Source organism: Corynebacterium sp. HMSC074C03, assembly GCF_001838285.1.
Classification (GTDB): Bacteria; Actinomycetota; Actinomycetes; order Mycobacteriales; family Mycobacteriaceae; genus Corynebacterium; species Corynebacterium amycolatum.
Map to the genome: position 1 here is coordinate 1 of NZ_KV836213.1, position 17,195 is coordinate 17,195.

Genomic DNA, 17,195 nt, shown 5'->3' on the forward strand with positions numbered 1-17,195 from the left:
CCATTATCGGGGACACTCACAAGGTAACGGGGAGGAGGTTGAAGAGCGCTGTCTCTAACTCCGGTTTTCGTTCGGCCTCGGTCCATTCCGCTACCTCGTGTGAAGAATTTGCAAGTGGTATCGGGCCGTTGAACTATTAGGTTCACCCACAGTTCCCGTGCCTGCACGCATCGAGAAGGACCAGGTGGTGAACTCGAATGACTCGCCTGGTCCAACGTGTGTGTGCTCGGCGCGTGGTTTAACCCTTATAAGACTTGCCGGTCACAGCCTCAGCGCTTCGCTCGCGCAGCCCGCAGGCCGTTCAAGATCACGATAACTTCAGCGACCTCGTGAACCAATACGACGGCGGCCAGACCCAGCACGCCGCTGATCGCCAGCGGCATCAACACGATGATGATGGCCAGAGACAGCACGATGTTCTGGTTAATAATCCTGCTGCCTCGACGGGCGTGCTGCAGCGCCTGCGGGATCAACCGGAGGTCGTGGCCGGTGAAGGCGACGTCAGCGGACTCGATTGCGGCGTCAGAGCCGGTCGCTCCCATTGCTATGCCCACCGTCGCGCCCGCCAGCGCAGGAGCGTCGTTGATGCCGTCGCCAATCATCGCCGTCGGCGTCTTGGAGGAGAGCTCGGCGACGATGCTTGCCTTGTCCTCTGGACGCAGCTCGGCGCGCACGTCGTCGATTCCGGCGATTTCAGCCAGCGCCCGGGCGGTGCGAGTGTTGTCGCCGGTGAGCATGCTCACTTCCACGCCGTTGGCGTGCAGGGCCTGCACAGCTTCGGGCACCTCGGGCCGCAGTTCGTCGCGGACCCCGATCGCCCCGGCGAGGGCGTCATCGACGGTGACAAGGACGCAGGTTTGACCCTCGGACTCCATGCGCTCAACGTCTGCCTTCAGTGGCCCGGCGTCGATCCACCGGGGACTGCCCACAAGTACCCGTCGACCTTCGACGGTGCCGCCGATGCCATGCCCGGCTTCCTCGCTGATGTCCAAGGCAGCGGGCGCTTCGGGCACCGCTGCCGCGATCGCCGCAGCGAGGGGGTGCGTCGATTGCTGCTCAACTGCCGCCGCGAAAGCAAGCACCTGCGCCGGATCGAATCCGTCTGCCGGGACCACGTCGGTAACCTCGGGCTGGTTGCGGGTAAGGGTTCCGGTCTTGTCCACCGCCAGGTGATGGATGCCGCCGAGTCGCTCGAACGCCGCGCCGGATTTGATGACCACGCCGAACTGGCTGGCCGCGCCGATCGCGGCCACGACCGTCAGCGGCACGGAGATTGCCAGTGCACACGGCGATGCTGCGACCAGGACCACCAACGCGCGGGTGATCCACGTCTCGGGGTCGCCCAGCAGCGAGCCAATCATGCCGACCAGCACCGCCAGGATCATCACCCCGGGCACTAGGGGTTGGGCAATCCGGTCGGCGATCCGGGCGCGGTCGCCCTTTTCCGCCTGCGCCTGCTCGACCAGGTCCACGAGTGTGGTCAGCGAGTTGTCCGTTCCAGCTGCGGTCGTCTCGACCTCCAGCACGCCGGCGGAGTTGATTGCTCCCGCGGGCACCTCGTCGCCGGGCGCAACCTCCTCCGGAATGGATTCTCCGGTGACCGCTGAGGTGTCAAGGCTGGAGCGCCCAGACCGAATGATGCCATCCGTGGCAATCCGCTCTCCGGGGCGCACGAGCATCAGCTCGCCAGCCGCGAGGTCCTTCGCTGCGACCTCAACCGCCGTACCGTCGCGCAGCACGGTCGCGGTTTGCGGTACCAGCTTCAACAGTGCCCGCAGTCCGCCTTGGGCCCGGTCCATCGCCTTGTCTTCCAGTGCCTCGGCGATCGAGTACAGGAACGCTAGCGCCGCGGCCTCTCCGACGTAACCGAGGATTACCGCGCCGACCGCGCTGATCGTCATCAGCAAGCCAATGCCGAGCTTGCGCTTTGTGACAAGGTTCCGGATAGCGCTGGGCGCGAACGTATACGCCCCTAGCAACAGGCCGATCCAGAACAGGACTGTCGCGGGTGTCTCTAGCCCGGACCAATCCAGCGCCAGGCCTATACCGAGGGCTACGCCGGAGAAGATCGGCAGTAGCAACTCGGGGTCCTTCCACCATGGCCGATCGAGATCTTCGATCTCCGTGGCTGGTTCGTGTTCGCATCCACATGCTGAACTCATGCGTCCGCTCCTTTCCCGTCGCAGCCGGGCACCGAGCACTCAGGGTCGATGCACGGGGCGTTTGCGTCGACAGCCAACGTCGCGTTCACTAGCGCGTTGAGCGCTGTCGCAAGGTGCGGATCGGCGATTTCGTAGCGTGTCTTGCGGCCCTCCGGCTCGGCGACGACGATGCCGCAGTCACGCAAGCAGGTCAGGTGGTTCGAGACGTTCGAGCGGGTCAGGTCCAGGTCGCGCGAAAGCATGGCCGGGTAGCTCGGGCCGTCGAGTAGGGTGATCAGGATTCTGGAGCGCGTCGGATCCGCCATGGCCCGGCCGAGCCGGTTCATGACGTCGAGGCGTGAAGCAATAGTCAGCATATGCTGAACTATACAGCAATTACTGAACTTTTCAACACGCACTGAACTGACATTGAAGCGAAGAGCTTGCGAACTGGAGGAATTAGTCGATGGGATAGCCGGTAACTGGGCCTTCGTGATTCGGCTGCCAACCCAACGCGGGGGCGACATGCGTGGCGAAGTTGTCCAAGATCTTCACGTTGACGTCGACGCCCATCCCAGTGGGGATGGTGATGAGCAGGGTGTCGGCGGACATGACGGCGGCGTCGGCTTTGAGTTGCTCAATGAGTTTGTCCGGCTCGGCGGCGTAGGTGCGGCCGAAGGTGGAGGCGCCGACGTCGGGAAGCATGCCCACCTGATCGGAGCCGGAGGCCTGCATGCCGAACAACTGCATGTCCGCGCCGTCGACGATGGGGAAGACGGAGCGGGACACCGACACACGCGGCGTCCAATCGTGGCCCGCCTTCTTCCACGCGGCGCGGTAGCGGCTGATCTGATCCGCCTGGATTTCGCCCAGAATCTCGGCGGTGGTCTCGGAGACCAGGGTGGAGGACATCAGGTTGAGCCCGTCCTTGGCGGTTTGCTCGGCAGAAGCGTGGGTGCCGGAGCCGTAGAAAATGTGCTTACGCAGCTCGGGCACCATGGGGAAGACCGGCAGGGCGGAGCCGGGTTGGAACATGTTGGGGTACTGCCGGTCTAGCGGTGCGGCGGTGGCGAATCCGTTGCCGTCCACTGCAGCCATGAACGCCTCGAGGTGGGCTCGCGCCACGTCCGCGCCGTTGGGCGCTTTACCCTTGTAGCCGAAGGCCTCCCAGCCGCGGTCAGCCACCTCTGGGGCGCCGCGCGAGACGCCCAGGGCCACGCGGCCACCGGAAATTTGGTACAGCGACGCGGCCTCTTCGGCGAGGTAGAGCGGGTTTTCATAGCGCATGTCGATGACACCGGTGCCCATCTCGATGTGTTTGGTGGTGGCCGCGACAGCACCCAGCAGCGGCATCGGGGCGGAGGCCTGCGGCACGAAGTGGTGGACTCGGAAGGACGCGTTGTTCACGCCGATTTCGTCCGCAGCCTGGGTGATCTCCAGATGAGTCTTGGCGATCTTTTCCGCAGATGGCCCGCGCTGGCCACCGAAGGCGTAATGCCCGAAGCTTAAGAATCCGAACGCTTTCATTGGATACCACTCCTTTTCATGGTGCTAACGAGAAAGTAACTTTGCAACGAGATACCGTGGACTTTAAGCTCGACGTCTAGGTCCGTGGCAAGACGGTAGATCGATTTTTCGATTCGGCGCTTTGGGGCGCTACCGGAGTCCCCGGTGGTCTTCTTAGATTGAGCGGTTCAGATTTCCTAACCTAAAGCTCGTTTGAGCGTGCTATCCGCTGGTGCGCCTCCGATACTGCTGCTCATAAGGTGGCGGGCGCTCCATGAATACAAAGCGTAGGTCAGGCCGAGGAGGATGCAGCCCCCTGGGCTCTGGTGTATGCGCTAGCCCCGCTCGGGGTAGCGCACGAGGAGATCGTTGCCGATGACTGCGCCGTCGTTGAGCGTTGCCTCGCTCACCTTCGCCCCGGCTGCACCCAGGCCCATAATGTGGCCAACCTCGTCACCGTGGGCGATGAGGTGGTCGGCGATGATACGCCGGTGGCAGCGCCACCACACCGCCTCGGAGCACATGATCGCGGTGGGAGTTTCGGCTGCGTTCGCCCGTAGCTGCGAGATCGCGTCGGAGAACTCCTCGCCCAGCGCATGGTCGGCGTAATTGTGGAAACTGCGGTTACGCCAGTTGCCGTTAACCTCAAACGGCACCGAGTGGGACACGTTGCGCCGTCCGGTTAGGCCCTCGCTTCTGCTGTAAGTGATGCCACATGTGGGAAGGTGTTCGGCAAGGTGGTCGCCGTTGAACCACGGGTACTTCCTGGACCCGGGCAGCTTGCGCACATCCACGATGGATGCCACACCGGCCGCCTTGATCATTTCAGCGAAGTCCTCGAACTCGAGGTTGGAGTGGCCCACGGTGAAAATGCGCATGTCACCAATGCTACGCGCCAAGCGATTACACTCACATCGGCTTCACGAATGAGAAGGTGACTTTGCAACGACACGTCGTGGAGTTTAAGTGCAACGTGTAAAGGTTTTTCAAGCGTCGCGCGATGGGGATGTGGACCCACGATTGCAGGGTCGACTGCGACGGAGTGACCATTGTCTGGCTCAGCCAAGCTATTGACTCTGCGATGCCGCGGGTGCGCCATCAGACTCTTCATGCTGAATGCGCGAGGCATGCAGTCGGGCGTGGGCGATGGCGTCGAGAGTGTTGTCGAAGACGTGATTCTCGTGCGCAAGCTGGTCGAATACGCCGAGTTCGCGCAACACCGGAATATGTTCGGGCTTCGTGGCTGCGAGCAAGACCCTGGTACCGCGGCGTTCGAGGCGCCCAATCGTGTCGGCGAGCATCTGGGCGCCGGTGGCGTCGATCGTCGTAACGTAGCGCATGCGGAGCACGACAACCTTGACCGACGAGACATCAGCGAGCTCGAGGAGGAAATCGTGCGCTGCACCAAAGAAGAGGGGGCCTTCCATACGGAAGGCGGCGATGTGCTCGTCGAGAAGCTCACGCTCCTTGTCGCGGTGGTCTCCCTCGTCTAGCGGGGCGGCCTCTAATACCGCCGTGCGGGCGGTATCGCGCAGTGCGAAGAAGCCCGCCATAACGAGGCCGATGAGCACGGCGACGACAAGATCGAACACGACGGTGGCGGCAGCCGTGATGAGCAGGGTCGCCCCGTCGCCCTTGGTGGCGCGTATCACCGAGCGGAGGTTCCGCGGGTGGATCATCTGAATCGCAGTGGCGATGAGCACGCCGGCGAGCGCGGCGAGAGGAATCTCGCCCACCCACCGAGCCGCGACGAGTACGGCGACGAGCAGGAGCAGCGAATGGAACACCGCTGCCAGGCGTGTGCCTGCGCCTGCCCGCACATTGACGGCAGTTCGGGCGATCGCGGCGGTCGCGGGAATCCCGCCGAACAGGGGCGCGACGACGTTGGCCACGCCCTGTCCGAAGAGCTCGCGGTCGGGATCGTGCCGGTCGCCAACAGTCATTGCGTCGGCAACCGTCGCAGATAGTAACGATTCCAACGCGCCGAGAGCTGCGACGGCGACTGCTGCCAACAGAAGCGAATCCAGGTGCTCCCACGGGATCTGTGGCCAGCGCGGGGCAGGCAACGTCGACGGGATGTACCCGATTGTCTTCAGGCCGCTGTCTGCCAGCATGTTGATGGCCGTCGCGGCAGCTACCAACACCAGCGCCGCGGGGAAGCCGCTACGAACGCGCGCAGCAAGCACGATTCCAGCCGCCACCGCAATGGTCATCACCGGCGCCTGCCATGCCGGAGCATCTAACCAAGCTTTGATCGAGCCCCACGCCAACCCGAGGACTTTCTCGCCGTCCACGTCAACGCCGAGTGCTGCGGGCAGCTGTTGGAGGCCGATGATTAACGCAATACCGGCGGTGAAACCTTCGACGACAGGTAACGGCATGTACTTCATCGCGCGGCCAGCGCCGGTGAACGCCAGCAAGAGCAGCATGAGCCCCGCCAGCACGCCGACGACGAGCACCCCATCGGCACCATGGTTGGCCACGATGGGGATTAACACGACGGTCATTGCGCCGGTCGGGCCGCTTACCTGGACATTGCTACCGCCGAAGACTGCGGCCAGGATACCCGCGACGATGGCCGTCGTAATTCCGGCCGCCGCGCCGACACCGGACGCAACGCCGAAGCCGAGTGCGAGGGGGAGGGCGACGAGGGCCACCATGAGGCCTGCCGAGAGGTCGCGCCCGATTGTCGCGCGGGACCAGTCCGAGCGGCGCGGTGCGAAACGCAGGGCACGGGACCGGATGCCCACCGTAGAGGCGGCGGAGGAGGGGCGGGTCATACTACTTTCTTGCTCCTTCAGGGCTCAATGACACTCAAAGGATACACAAGGTGCCATCCTCCGACGGTCACATTCCCGGTTCTGGCCGAGGCCTCATGTCGGGGGAATAAAACTTCCTGACCTGGCGGGAGTTCGCTGGAGCGTTGTCGCGGTGCTTGGAGTGACGTGCGTGAGCCGGTGTCCGAAGAGCAGGTAGCCCAGGAGAACCGGTACCAGTGTCATACAGAGCGCGACACCACTGCTCATGGGTCGGGCCTGACGGCGGGCTGGGGGCGAGGGCCGGCTACCGGATCCGGGCTTTCGCAGTGACGAGCAGCAGGGCGGCATGGTCGACTTCGCCGTTTTTGATCTCGCGATTGAGCTTGTGTAGCACCACGGGGCAGCGCAGGCAGCGGATGCCGGATTTGCAGCACTTCTTCTTCGGTGTCATCGCAGCCAGTTTGAAGGGGTCCTTGCCGGCGAGCTTTTTCGCGGCTTTGGCCTCGGCCTTCGAGTATTCGGGCAGACGTAGCGAGGTCGTTGCCGCAGCCTTTTTCGCGGCTTTGGCGGCGTCCTTCTTCTTGCCCTTGTCGCCTTTCTTGCCCTTGGCCATGCGCGTTCCCTTCGTCGCGAATTTTCCTGAATTAGGTTAGCGTCACCTCATGCGATGTGGGGAGGCGTGGGTGCCTGACGGGTGTAATTGGGTGTTGCTTGACGACGGCTCGCTTGTCGGCCAGTGTCGCAGCGGTAAATGACGGCCAAAGGACGCAAAATCGACCAAAACGACTCAGGTCTGTTTACTGTGACCTGCGGAAATGGCGAGCGGTAGTGAGTTGTTTCGGCGACCAGTACAAGCAGTGGAACGCAGCCTTCGATGCAGGTTACTGTGCTGCGCGGAACAAACTGGACAGCAACAAGCCTGCTAGGAGATTGCGAAGCCAGATGCTGGTCCTGGCTTTTCGACGGGCTCGCCAGCCTCGTCGACCATCCAGTCAATTTCCAGCTCCAGCTCGCGCTCAATACCAGCACGCTTTCGAGAGTCGACAACTTCCATCGTGGTATTAAACGATGTCGGCATGGTCATCGTCACCGCGGACTCGCCAGTGCCGAGAGTCATTTCCCCGGCACGGATGCGAGCTGCCAGCGTCTCCAATAAATCAGCGAGCTCATCGCGGCTGAAGCTTGCCTTGCTCTTCACCAACTTTTGATTCTTCGGAGGCGTAGTCTTTTTAGGTTTCGGTGCCATGTCTTTACTTACCTTTCCAGCCGTGTCGGGATTTGTGCAGCGTGGAGAATTGGCCGTCACTCCGCACTGTCTTTGAAGATGGTCTAGAGAGCTTTCAGGGAGCCTGTCCATCCCCATTATCCCAATGAAAAGGTGTTTTTAACAGGAGAAATAATAAGAGGCTAGAAATTCCTATAGGTAGGTTATGAATTGTGGAAAATCCTTACGCTATGCTCTGGAGTGCAAGGTCCTGAGTGCCTTAGGTGAAGAGCTCTAGTAATGGCGCTCTTCGTCAGTGCTTCAAGTGAGGCGACCGACAGCAATAGGGGAGGAGTAAACGTCACATGGTGTCACCCGACAACATCCTGATGTACCTTCTGCCTGAGCAAGAGACGCAAGTAAAAGAAATCTTTGCACAACTCGCAGAGAGTGGCTTTCCGCAGCAAAATCAAACGCCGCACATCACGGTCACTTTCGCGCCGACCATGCGCCCAGCGGCAATTCAACGAGCAGCCGAAATTCTCCCGCCGCTTATGCCAGCGGAGTTTCGCAGAGTGGGAACGGTCATCTTCGGCACCAAGAGTAAGCAGACTGTTGCCTGGTTGCTGGAAACCAGCGACGAGCTGGAAGAAGCTGCTCGCGAAATCAGTCGTCTCAATCCCGACGGTCGTGGGGACCGCTGGATTCCGCACCTTACGATGGGGCTGAGAATTCCACGGGATATTGTGCCGGACTACGTGCACGCACTTGACGAAATAACGAACCCGCACTTTAGAACTCTCAACGCGCCACGAGCTGCATTCTGGAGTCCCAAAGTGCAGGAATTAACGGAGTTCTAGGGAGACTCCAGTACTTGTGTGCTGCTGTTCCTCAGCGATTGCGTCCCGCTATGTCGCAAAAACTGTGGTTTCAGAAAACAGTAGGCTAAGAACAAAAACTAAGCAGCATCCATAATTTTCTTCGCCTGTGCAATGAATACGTCTAACGCACGCTTCTTTGCTGCTTCCTTAGACTCCGGAGCTGCCTCTGGAATCTGCATGGGATCCGTCGTGTTTTCCATGTTGCCAGTTGGTACATCCGGAATCGGGGCAGCGGACACCATCACCATCACGCCATTGACAACGCCGACAATGTCGTAGCTGGTGGCATCAGTATTAGTGCCACCGGAGCTAATGTCCACAACTGTCGCGTGTGCAGTGAGCTCATCTGGCTTGACGGAAAGATCCGGCTCCCACTTTTCCCGGTGCATTTTCATGGTGGTTGTCATATCCATGTCATTGAGCATCTCCTGCGCCTCAGGAGGAAGTTCCTGGCCTTCCATGGATTCGTTTACGAGGTCGGAAGCATCCATCGAAGCGGTCACCTCAGAGCACTTGTTAAGAACATCTGTGTACTCCTGGTAGGTCTGAGGGTTCTTCAATACTGAGACAGCGATGGTGACCTTTTCCGCGTCCAAATTAGCGAAAGAACTGACAGCTCGCTCCAATTCTTCCGTTGGCTTGATGAAAGTGGCACATTCGGCCGGCTCTATATCTAAAGAATCCTCCGAAAACATCTCCATTGCGTCCTTGTACCCATTAATCCTGTTGTTGGAGAAGTCCACACCTTGAACTTCATTAGTGAGCAGGAGCTGATCTTCGGATGCAGCTGGAGCTGACCCGTCTGCCTTCGTCATCTTGCTGGTCGACTCTTTGCCTGCCTCGCCACCGGCATTGTTGCTTTCTTCTCCCGAGCCGCATGCGGTGAGCAGGGCGGCGCTTGTACAACCTGCGACGACGGTTGTCGCAATTTTCTTCCACATTCCAGAGCTGCGCTGCTTCATGATTCCTCATTCCATCGAGCTGAATTTCAACAACCTATGCAACCTGATCAGATGTCCTGAGCCGGAGCCAATCTTTTGTGAAAGAAAGAATACAAGAGCTCGCCTCAGCACGCTTCCCAATATCAAGAATTTCAGTCGCGTCTGCTTCACGACGCTCCGTCGGACCTCACCGCAGACTGTGCAACCTTTGCCACGGGGTACGTGGATACCAACGCAATAATCGCACCGAAGATGAAAACGGGCACGAAACCGAATTTCGGTGCCGCGAAAGAAATAACAAAAGGAGCGAAGAAACCAACATAGGTCAGCGAATAGTAGATAGCAGTCGCAGCGCCCAGCTCGGCTGGCGGTGCGATAATTTGCACTTCGCGGAGGCCGGAGACCATCATTACGCCGTACGCAGCACCGAGGGCCAGAGCAGCGGGGAAAACGCTCCACACATTCTGGGTGAGTACGACGATGAGGCTGAGCAGCATTCCGACCGTCGTTAAGCCAAGACCGAAAATAGCTGGCGGGATAAAGCTGCTGGAACTGATGCGAGTGACCAGTGGTTGCACCAAAACGCCGGTGCCCATCGTGATACAGGCGATGAGCCCGGCGAAGGCGATGGGGTAGCGGGATTCGGCGATTGTTGGCAGGACGACGAAGGATGTGCACGCAGCGCCGAAGACCCACGGTGCCCAAGCGGCGACTGCCCACAGGAACCTCGGGCTAAGCGTGGCGGAGGAGAAGAACCGTTGCGGAGAGTCGCTGTGCGCTGCGTTTGGAAGTCCTCCGGAAGCGTTCCATGTTATTGGTGCGATAAAAAGCAGCAGTGCGAGATGAACAAGATAGGGGATGACATCAGGGCGCGGGGTGAATTCTGCGACCAACCCGGAAGCCAGGGGGCCGAGGGAGAATCCGGCGGAGAGTGCAACGGTTGCGCGCCGGGCAGAAATTTGAGGTGCGACGGGCGCAATTTCTTTGATCCACGAGGCACCGGCGGCCATTACCATGCCCATCGAAATGCCGATGATAAGACGTCCTACCAGAAGTGATGGGAAGTGGAACCAGATGCCGGTGAGTAGGACGGCTGAGCCAACGGCAGAGGTTATGAGTGCAGGCCGGATGATGGCGCGACGGCCGAGCCGGTCGGAAAGTGGGCCGCAGATGAGTAGCGCGGGGATGAGTCCTGCGACGTAGATGGCGAAGAGAAAGGTGACCTGGGACTGGTTGAGAGCATCGGTTATTCGATACGCGGGCAGGAGTGGTGCGAAGAGGTTGGCTCCAAACGCAACCGCGAACATGCCCAGGGCTACCCGAATCCAGTCTCGTATCACGGTTGCCTCCTGAGGGCTCTCATCTGTGGGGATAGAACAGTGTGGTAACAACAATAGGCCAGCTAGCAAACGCTAGCTGGCCTATTGAGTTACTCGGGTCGTCTACCCAAGTTAGTCGCCCTAGTTATTGGCGGCGCCGAAAAACGCGGTAATCGGCGAGAAGAATCCCTTGGACTTCTTTGACTTCTTAGCTGCCTTTGTCCTGCCAAGAATGCGCTCAGAGATGTGGTCGGTGAGGACACCTACCAGCTTGCCGCTGCGGACGACGGGCAGCTCGCTGAGCGGCCCGTCAATAAGCTGGCGAGCCCTGATTGCAGCTGGATCCTCGGGCTTGACAAAGACCTTCACCGGGGCGCCGACGGTGTTCATGTAGGCATCGCGGTCGGCGTACTCACGGAGTTCCTTCAGCGTAATATCGCTGGTCAGGTAGCCTTCATCGTCGACGAGGAAGACACAGGTATCGTCATCGAGACCAGCAAATTCGGCTGCGTAGGTGCTCAGTGCCTCACCGACCGTGATGTCCTCCGGCAGCGCAATGTAAGAATCCGTCATGTGCATGCTTACGGTGTCAGGCAGGAGGCTGTACGGGCTGATTGAAGACTTCGGCTTGAAGAAGTTGGCGATGGTGTTCTGTGTCTGTGTCATTGTGGATCCTTTTCCAGGTATCCCAGCTCCTTTGCTAGGAGGGAATTTCTGTTGATTGAAAAATTATGGCTCCCCGCCTAAGAGTGTTGGCAATGTAATGCCGTAACTAAAGGTGGCCACTTGAGATGGACCCTTGCTTCGAGAGTCTTTCGAAACTCTCGATAAAGTGCAGGGCAGCGGCCTATGTGGATATAGGAGCCTTACCTAACGAGGTTGTTCGCTACGCAAAGGTTAACACAAGGTTACGTACACAGTAAAGAGGAATGAACGAAAAGCTTCCTAAAGGTGGCGGGAGTTATAAGCCCATGAACTCTCGAATTGCTGGCCATTCGGCATCGGCTTGCGCCCGGCCGAGCTCGTAGTTGTGCAGCAGCTTCGACCGCCTCCGCTCCGCCTTTGTGATGCTCATGTTATTGGCGTAGAAAACATATGCTTGGCCTTTTCGTTCAAGCTCAGCAGCCCAATCGAGAGAAGCGTTGTAGCGCTCGTGTCTAGTGATAAGCAGCTCAGCCACCACCGGGTTACTGCGGAAAATCTGGCGCAGTAGCTGTGGGCGCTTAGGGGCGGTGCGACGGAATCCTTTCGGGCGAGTCAGGACGATGAGGAACTTCTTGAAACCATCTGCTTCGGCGGCATTAATGGGAATGCCACCTGATGATCCCAGTGCACCGTCGACGAACGGAACGCCATCAATATAGGGCATACGCATGACACCCGGAATCGTCGAACTGGCGCGAGTGTACTTCATCAGCGTAGGTAGATCTGGGATATCGTCCGGCCCCCAGTTGATGGTCTCGCCCGTATCCGCTCGGACAGCAGAAATCCGGTAGGGAGTTGGATTGTTCTTAAAAGTCTCGTAATCCAGGGGCATGGCGCCGTCGGGAAGTCCCGCGTCTTCGTAGATGTACTCGGCATCGAAATAGCCCCGCCCGCGCAACATTGGGCGCCAGCCACTGCTGTTCGGCTGTGCGATGAAGTCAGTGAAGCTATTTATAGAGCGCTGGATATCCCGGGAAAGGTAATTGACCACGTGAGAGGCGCCGGCGCTTACGCCACCGACCCAGCCGACATCGATGCTCTCGCGAAGTAGCCGCTCGACGAAAGGTGCCGTGTAACTATTGCGAGTCCCTCCGCCCTCGAAGACTAATGCCACATCGCTGACCTGCATTTACATCCCTCCGGTTGTTCTCGCGCTGCTGCCTTTCGAGCGTTACGATCGTTCAAGACTACCCGAACGTCACCATATTGGATTTCGGTTAGCGTAGTTTACGGCGCATCTTGGAGGATGACCGGCAGCAGCCCCTCTCCCATATCTGGGTTCGGCAGTACGCCCTCCGGGTCGTAGAACAAGATCTCCTTGCCCTCGTGGCTCAGACGTCGCATCGCTTCCAGAATCAACGTGCGTCCCACCGGGTTGACAATGCCAACGCGGCTGACGTCGAAGACAACTTCGCTTTCCGACGGTGTGGAAGTCGCCAACCTGTTGAGAACAATCTCGGCCGCAGTGAAGTTGACGGGGCCCTGAATCTCGATGATCGAGCGGCCATTGCTGACGCGTGTACCGCGCAGCGCACGCGAACCAATCGCATCGGCATCCATGAGATGAAGACCCAAATCTTCGGAGAGCTTCCGGAAGATGGCAATGCTGCGGACGCTATTGCCGTGGTCGTTCAATCGCGGCGAAAAGGCTGCGAGCCCCGCCTGTCCAGGCAGCGCTCCCAGCAAGCCGCCGGCGACACCGCTCTTGGCGGGAATCCCGACGTCGGTAAACCATTCACCGGCCTCGTCGTACATGCCGGCAATAGCCATCACGGACAAGACTCTGCGAACAACCGAGCGGCCGAGCACAGTCTGATTGGTAACCGGGTTAACGCCACCGTTGGCCAACACTGCGGTCATCATGGCGACATCGCGAGTGTTGACCAGCACGGAGCACTGTGCGGTGTAGCCGCGGACAGCATCGTGGGGCGTGGTTTCGATGAAACCGTAAGCTGCCAGCATATGTGCGATGGACATGTTTCGATGGGCAGTGTCCATTTCGCATTCATAGGCATCGTAGTCAACGCGAAGCTTACGGCCAGCCAAAGTCGAGAGAAGCTCCACCATGTGCTTCGTGCGAGTCTTCCAGTTGGCACCTGGCTGGCATACGAACTGGTTGATGGCCAGTGCGCCGACATTAATCATCGGATTTTTTGGTCGGTGCGTGCCCTGCTCCAGCGACAGCTCGTTGAAAGCCTCACCGGAAGGTTCGGTGCCCACAATGCTGTCGATTTTGTCTGTGCCGTGCTCGGTGATGGCTGCGGCATAAGCGAAGGGCTTGGACATCGACTGAATGGTGAATTCAGTATCGGTGTCGCCAGCGGTATAGGTGCGCCCTGACACGGTGGTCATAGCAAGCGCGAGGCGGTCGGGATTAGCTTGGGCAAGGGTGGGAATATAGTCCGCTACCTCGCCAGACTCATCGGGGCGGACGGATTCGACGATTTCGGACAAGTAATCTTTGATCGGCGTTTTCATCAGATTCTGCTAAGCATCTTTCCTGGGCTGAAAAATCCCGGTTGAGTCAATGGAGTCCCGTTCGAACCTACACCAGGCGAGGTCAGCCACTGATGCTCACCTCTGTGCACTCTCACCGTGCGCGCCGGAAAAATCGGCATATCCTGGGGTGTGTGAAATTCCTCAACAATCAGTCCGCGCCCTACGAGTTGACCTACAGCGATGTCTTCATGGTGCCGTCAAAGTCATCCGTCGGCTCTCGCATGGGTGTCGATTTAGCCACCGATGATGGCACCGGCACAACCATTCCGATTGTCGTCTCCAATATGACGGCCATCTCCGGTCGCCGGATGGCCGAAACCACCGCTCGCCGAGGCGGAATTGCCATCCTGCCGCAGGACGTCCCAGCTGACATTGCTGCTGAGACCATCCGCAAGGTCAAGTCCGCTGGGTTGGTTTTCGACACTCCAATCGTCGTCAAGCCTCACCACACCGCGGGGTATGCGCGCCATCTTCTGCCGAAGCGCGCGCACGGTGCGGCAGTGGTGGTGGAAGACAACAAACCGGTTGGTCTGATTACCGGCCGTGATCTGGCGGGCGTTGACAACTTTGCGCAGGTGGGGACGCTCATGTCCACTTCGCTATTTACGCTTCCGGCCGATATTGAGCCCCGTGACGCTTTCGACCAGCTCACCGCATCCGGGCGCAAACTCGCTCCGGTGGTGGATGCCGATGGCGCGCTGGTGGGTATCCTCACGCGTAAAGGCGCGCTGCGGGCGACGCTTTACAAGCCGGCTGTCGACGCGGAGGGCAAGCTGCGCGTCGGTGCGGCGCTTGGCATCAACGGTGATGTTGAAGGGCGCGCGAAGACACTGCTCGACGCAGGTGCCGACGTGCTCGTTGTCGATACCGCCCACGGTCATCAGGAATCGATGCTCCGTGCTTTACGACGAGTCCGCGCGCTCAACCCACCTGTGCCAATTGCCGCTGGCAATGTCGTGACCGCCAATGGTGTTCGCGACCTAGCGGAGGCGGGAGCCGACATTATTAAGGTCGGCGTCGGTCCGGGTGCGATGTGCACAACCCGAATGCAGACCGGAGTTGGGCGTCCACAGTTTTCTGCCGTGCTCGAATGCGCTGCAGCTGCCCGTGAATGCGGCGTGCATGTCTGGGCTGATGGTGGAGTGAAGGATCCTCGCGATGTTGCGCTTGCGTTGGCTGCGGGTGCGTCCAACGTGATGATTGGTTCGTGGTTTGCCGGTACCTTCGAGTCCCCAGGTGATGTCCAAAAGGACGTCGACGGGCGCATGTTCAAGGAGTCGTTTGGCATGGCTTCACACCGTGCGGTGGAGAGCCGAAATGCACAGGTAGAGGCCTTTGAGAAGGCCCGGCGCGAGATGTTCGAAGAGGGCATCTCGACTGCGAAAATCTACCTGGAGCCAGGCCGCGAAGGCGTGGAGGACCAGATCGATCGCATTATCTCGGGCGTACGTTCTTCGTTCACATACGCGGGTTCGGCCACCATCGAGCAGTTCGCTGAGCGGGCAGTGGTGGGAATTCAATCCGCTGCGGGCTTTGCGGAAGGAATGCCGAGGGCGACGCGGTAGCCGTCGTCAAGCCTCTCGGGGCTAAGCCGACTAGCGGTGCTGCGGGCCAATTGGTAGGTATGTAAAGACGTTGTTAGGACGTGTTTAGTACCACGTGCAAGATTGGGGAGGGGCTGGCGATTATGGGTCGGCAGGTAAGAGAAAACAGTGCTGTAACGGAGTCTGGATTGGTAGCAGGAAACGGTGCTAGAGCAGGAAGCGGGAACGCATTTTTCGCCCGCGCCCGCGTTACTGATTCCGATTTGTGCCCGTGTGGTGGGGGACTCTACGGGCAGTGCTGTGGCCCGCTGCACCGCGGTGAGCGGGAGGCGGTGACCGCAGCTGAGCTGATGGCAGCGAGGTACAGCGCTTACGCTGCCCACGAGGCGGATTACATCTGGCGGACGTGGCATCCGCGCTACCGCCCGGAAGTTATCAATGTCGATGACGGTGTGGAATGGGAAGGACTCACCATCATCAACGCTGTCGATGGCGGCGAGGATGACCGCGAAGGCATCGTGGAATTTGAAGCGGCTTTTCATGACCATGACGGTGTCGGTACGATGCACGAGCGTTCCCGTTTTGTTCGGCGTGCGCGACGTTGGGTCTACGTCGACGGCGAGGTCACGTACTCCTAAGCATCAGACTTGTTGTGCTTGCCGTGGCCGAATGGCAGCACGGCGACAATCGCCACAATGATTGCACCCCAGATGGTGCCGAAAATCAGTGAGCCGGTGGTATTGGCCAACCAGCCGAGGAAGCCGCCGGTAAACAGCTGCTCAAGGTTGTGGACCAGCTGGTAGGGGAGATGCCAGCCCAGCTCGTCGAGGCCGACCACCATGATGTGGCCACCGACCCACAACATGGCAAACGTGCCGATAATGCCGATCGTGTTCAGAACGATTGGCATGGCTTTGACCAGTGCCGTACCAAACTTGCTGATACCGGCTGACTTCTTGGACTGCAGGTGCAGGCCAATGTCATCAATCTTGACCAAGAGGCCCACCACGCCGTAGACCGCAAGCGTGATGATGAGTGCGACCACAATAAGAATCAGCGCGCGATTGAGCAGCGGCTGATCAGCGACCTCATTGAGAGAAATCACCATGATTTCCGCAGAGAGAATCAAGTCTGTGAAAATTGCAGACTTCACCAGCGAATCTTCATTCTGTGGTGTGCGGTTGGTCGCCGCCTCTATCCGCTCCTGCTCAGTCTGATCGGGAGAGATTCGGTGCTTAATCTTCTCCCAGACCTTTTCCATGCCCTCAAAGCACAGGTAGGAGCCACCGAGCATCAAAATCGGCGTCAGCGCCCAGGGCAGAAACTGACTTAGCAGCAATGCAATCGGCAGAATAATGACAATTTTATTGACCAAGGAGCCCTTGGCGATACGCCAAATAATCGGCAGCTCGCGTTTCGGCGAGACACCCTCGACGAATTTAGGTGTCACCGCAGCGTCGTCAACCACAACACCGGCGGCTTTAGCGCTAGCTTTGCCGGCCGCAGCCGCAATATCGTCTGTTGTTGCCGCTGCAGCACGTGCAATCGTGGCAACGTCGTCAAGCAGCGCGACAAGTCCGCCTGCCATAAAAACCTCCCGTATTGGAGGACGCGACCAGGAGCCGTCGTCGTACCAAAGAATTACCGGAGCAATTTTAACCGCTTTCCCGGATTGACTCTGTGTTGTCGGTAGGGC

At 59.3% G+C, this 17,195-nt stretch carries 16 protein-coding genes and 1 pseudogene; 4 read left to right on the forward strand and 13 right to left on the reverse strand.

Translation table 11 applies throughout. The annotated features are described in order from the left end of the window. Positions 1-269 precede the first annotated feature (269 nt). From HMPREF2847_RS04975 to HMPREF2847_RS05000, 6 genes are all read right to left on the reverse strand, one after another. A complete protein-coding gene (locus HMPREF2847_RS04975; RefSeq protein WP_048733751.1) occupies positions 270-2,162 on the reverse strand; it encodes a heavy metal translocating P-type ATPase in 1,893 nt (630 codons plus the stop codon). Then, the gene (locus HMPREF2847_RS04980; protein WP_070851718.1) at positions 2,159-2,518 is read right to left on the reverse strand and encodes a Cd(II)/Pb(II)-sensing metalloregulatory transcriptional regulator CmtR; all 360 of its coding nucleotides are present in this window, start codon (positions 2,516-2,518) and stop codon (positions 2,159-2,161) included. The genes HMPREF2847_RS04975 and HMPREF2847_RS04980 overlap by 4 nt, the downstream gene beginning before the upstream one ends. A gap of 82 nt (positions 2,519-2,600) precedes the next feature. Continuing rightward, a complete protein-coding gene (locus HMPREF2847_RS04985; RefSeq protein ID WP_070851719.1) occupies positions 2,601-3,668 on the reverse strand; it encodes an LLM class flavin-dependent oxidoreductase in 1,068 nt (355 codons plus the stop codon). A 314-nt stretch (positions 3,669-3,982) separates the two neighbouring features. Then, positions 3,983-4,525, reverse strand: coding sequence for a DUF488 domain-containing protein (locus tag HMPREF2847_RS04990; protein ID WP_042389435.1), 543 nt, complete (start codon positions 4,523-4,525; stop codon positions 3,983-3,985). A gap of 189 nt (positions 4,526-4,714) precedes the next feature. Beyond that, positions 4,715-6,427 carry a SulP family inorganic anion transporter gene (locus HMPREF2847_RS04995; protein WP_070851720.1) on the reverse strand — a complete coding sequence of 571 codons (1,713 nt, stop codon included), beginning with the start codon at positions 6,425-6,427 and terminating at the stop codon, positions 4,715-4,717. 283 nt (positions 6,428-6,710) lie between these two features. Next, on the reverse strand, positions 6,711-7,019 hold the full coding sequence (locus HMPREF2847_RS05000) for a hypothetical protein (RefSeq protein ID WP_070851721.1): 309 nt from the start codon (positions 7,017-7,019) through the stop codon (positions 6,711-6,713). Between the two features lie 194 nt (positions 7,020-7,213). Here HMPREF2847_RS05000 and HMPREF2847_RS11945 point away from each other — a divergent pair. After that, positions 7,214-7,309 (forward strand): annotated as a pseudogene (locus HMPREF2847_RS11945) (YtoQ family protein); the annotation flags it as partial. Between the two features lie 19 nt (positions 7,310-7,328). Here the strand turns inward: HMPREF2847_RS11945 and HMPREF2847_RS05005 are convergent. Further along, positions 7,329-7,652, reverse strand: a complete 324-nt coding sequence (locus HMPREF2847_RS05005) for an amphi-Trp domain-containing protein (RefSeq protein WP_070560080.1) — start codon at positions 7,650-7,652, stop codon at positions 7,329-7,331. A gap of 323 nt (positions 7,653-7,975) precedes the next feature. On the opposite strand from HMPREF2847_RS05005, the gene HMPREF2847_RS05010 reads away from it, so the two are divergent. Beyond that, positions 7,976-8,470 (forward strand): 2'-5' RNA ligase family protein, encoded by a 495-nt coding sequence (locus HMPREF2847_RS05010; RefSeq protein WP_070559755.1) that lies wholly within the window; start codon positions 7,976-7,978, stop codon positions 8,468-8,470. A gap of 98 nt (positions 8,471-8,568) precedes the next feature. Here HMPREF2847_RS05010 and HMPREF2847_RS05015 read toward each other — a convergent pair whose 3' ends face one another. The 5 genes from HMPREF2847_RS05015 to HMPREF2847_RS05035 all read right to left on the reverse strand — a co-directional run bounded on the left by HMPREF2847_RS05015 (position 8,569) and on the right by HMPREF2847_RS05035 (position 13,934). Beyond that, a complete protein-coding gene (locus HMPREF2847_RS05015; RefSeq protein WP_070851722.1) occupies positions 8,569-9,453 on the reverse strand; it encodes a hypothetical protein in 885 nt (294 codons plus the stop codon). A 146-nt stretch (positions 9,454-9,599) separates the two neighbouring features. Further along, positions 9,600-10,739 carry an MFS transporter gene (locus tag HMPREF2847_RS05020; protein WP_049189373.1) on the reverse strand — a complete coding sequence of 380 codons (1,140 nt, stop codon included), beginning with the start codon at positions 10,737-10,739 and terminating at the stop codon, positions 9,600-9,602. A gap of 153 nt (positions 10,740-10,892) precedes the next feature. Beyond that, positions 10,893-11,417: a CBS domain-containing protein gene (locus tag HMPREF2847_RS05025; protein ID WP_070851723.1), complete on the reverse strand. Its 525-nt coding sequence runs from the start codon at positions 11,415-11,417 to the stop codon at positions 10,893-10,895. A 295-nt stretch (positions 11,418-11,712) separates the two neighbouring features. Then, a complete protein-coding gene (locus HMPREF2847_RS05030) occupies positions 11,713-12,585 on the reverse strand; it encodes a patatin-like phospholipase family protein (protein WP_070438737.1) in 873 nt (290 codons plus the stop codon). Between the two features lie 98 nt (positions 12,586-12,683). Beyond that, on the reverse strand, positions 12,684-13,934 hold the full coding sequence (locus tag HMPREF2847_RS05035) for a glutaminase (protein ID WP_070438734.1): 1,251 nt from the start codon (positions 13,932-13,934) through the stop codon (positions 12,684-12,686). A gap of 152 nt (positions 13,935-14,086) precedes the next feature. On the opposite strand from HMPREF2847_RS05035, the gene HMPREF2847_RS05040 reads away from it, so the two are divergent. Both HMPREF2847_RS05040 and HMPREF2847_RS05045 read left to right on the forward strand, forming a co-directional pair. Further along, on the forward strand, positions 14,087-15,520 hold the full coding sequence (locus HMPREF2847_RS05040) for a GuaB1 family IMP dehydrogenase-related protein (protein WP_070438731.1): 1,434 nt from the start codon (positions 14,087-14,089) through the stop codon (positions 15,518-15,520). An 80-nt stretch (positions 15,521-15,600) separates the two neighbouring features. Further along, positions 15,601-16,137 carry a YchJ family protein gene (locus HMPREF2847_RS05045; RefSeq protein WP_172954619.1) on the forward strand — a complete coding sequence of 179 codons (537 nt, stop codon included), beginning with the start codon at positions 15,601-15,603 and terminating at the stop codon, positions 16,135-16,137. Here HMPREF2847_RS05045 and HMPREF2847_RS05050 read toward each other — a convergent pair. Further along, positions 16,134-17,087, reverse strand: a complete 954-nt coding sequence (locus tag HMPREF2847_RS05050) for a DUF808 domain-containing protein (protein ID WP_069359251.1) — start codon at positions 17,085-17,087, stop codon at positions 16,134-16,136. The two genes, HMPREF2847_RS05045 and HMPREF2847_RS05050, sit on opposite strands and share 4 nt — an antisense overlap. Positions 17,088-17,195: the final 108 nt, after the last annotated feature.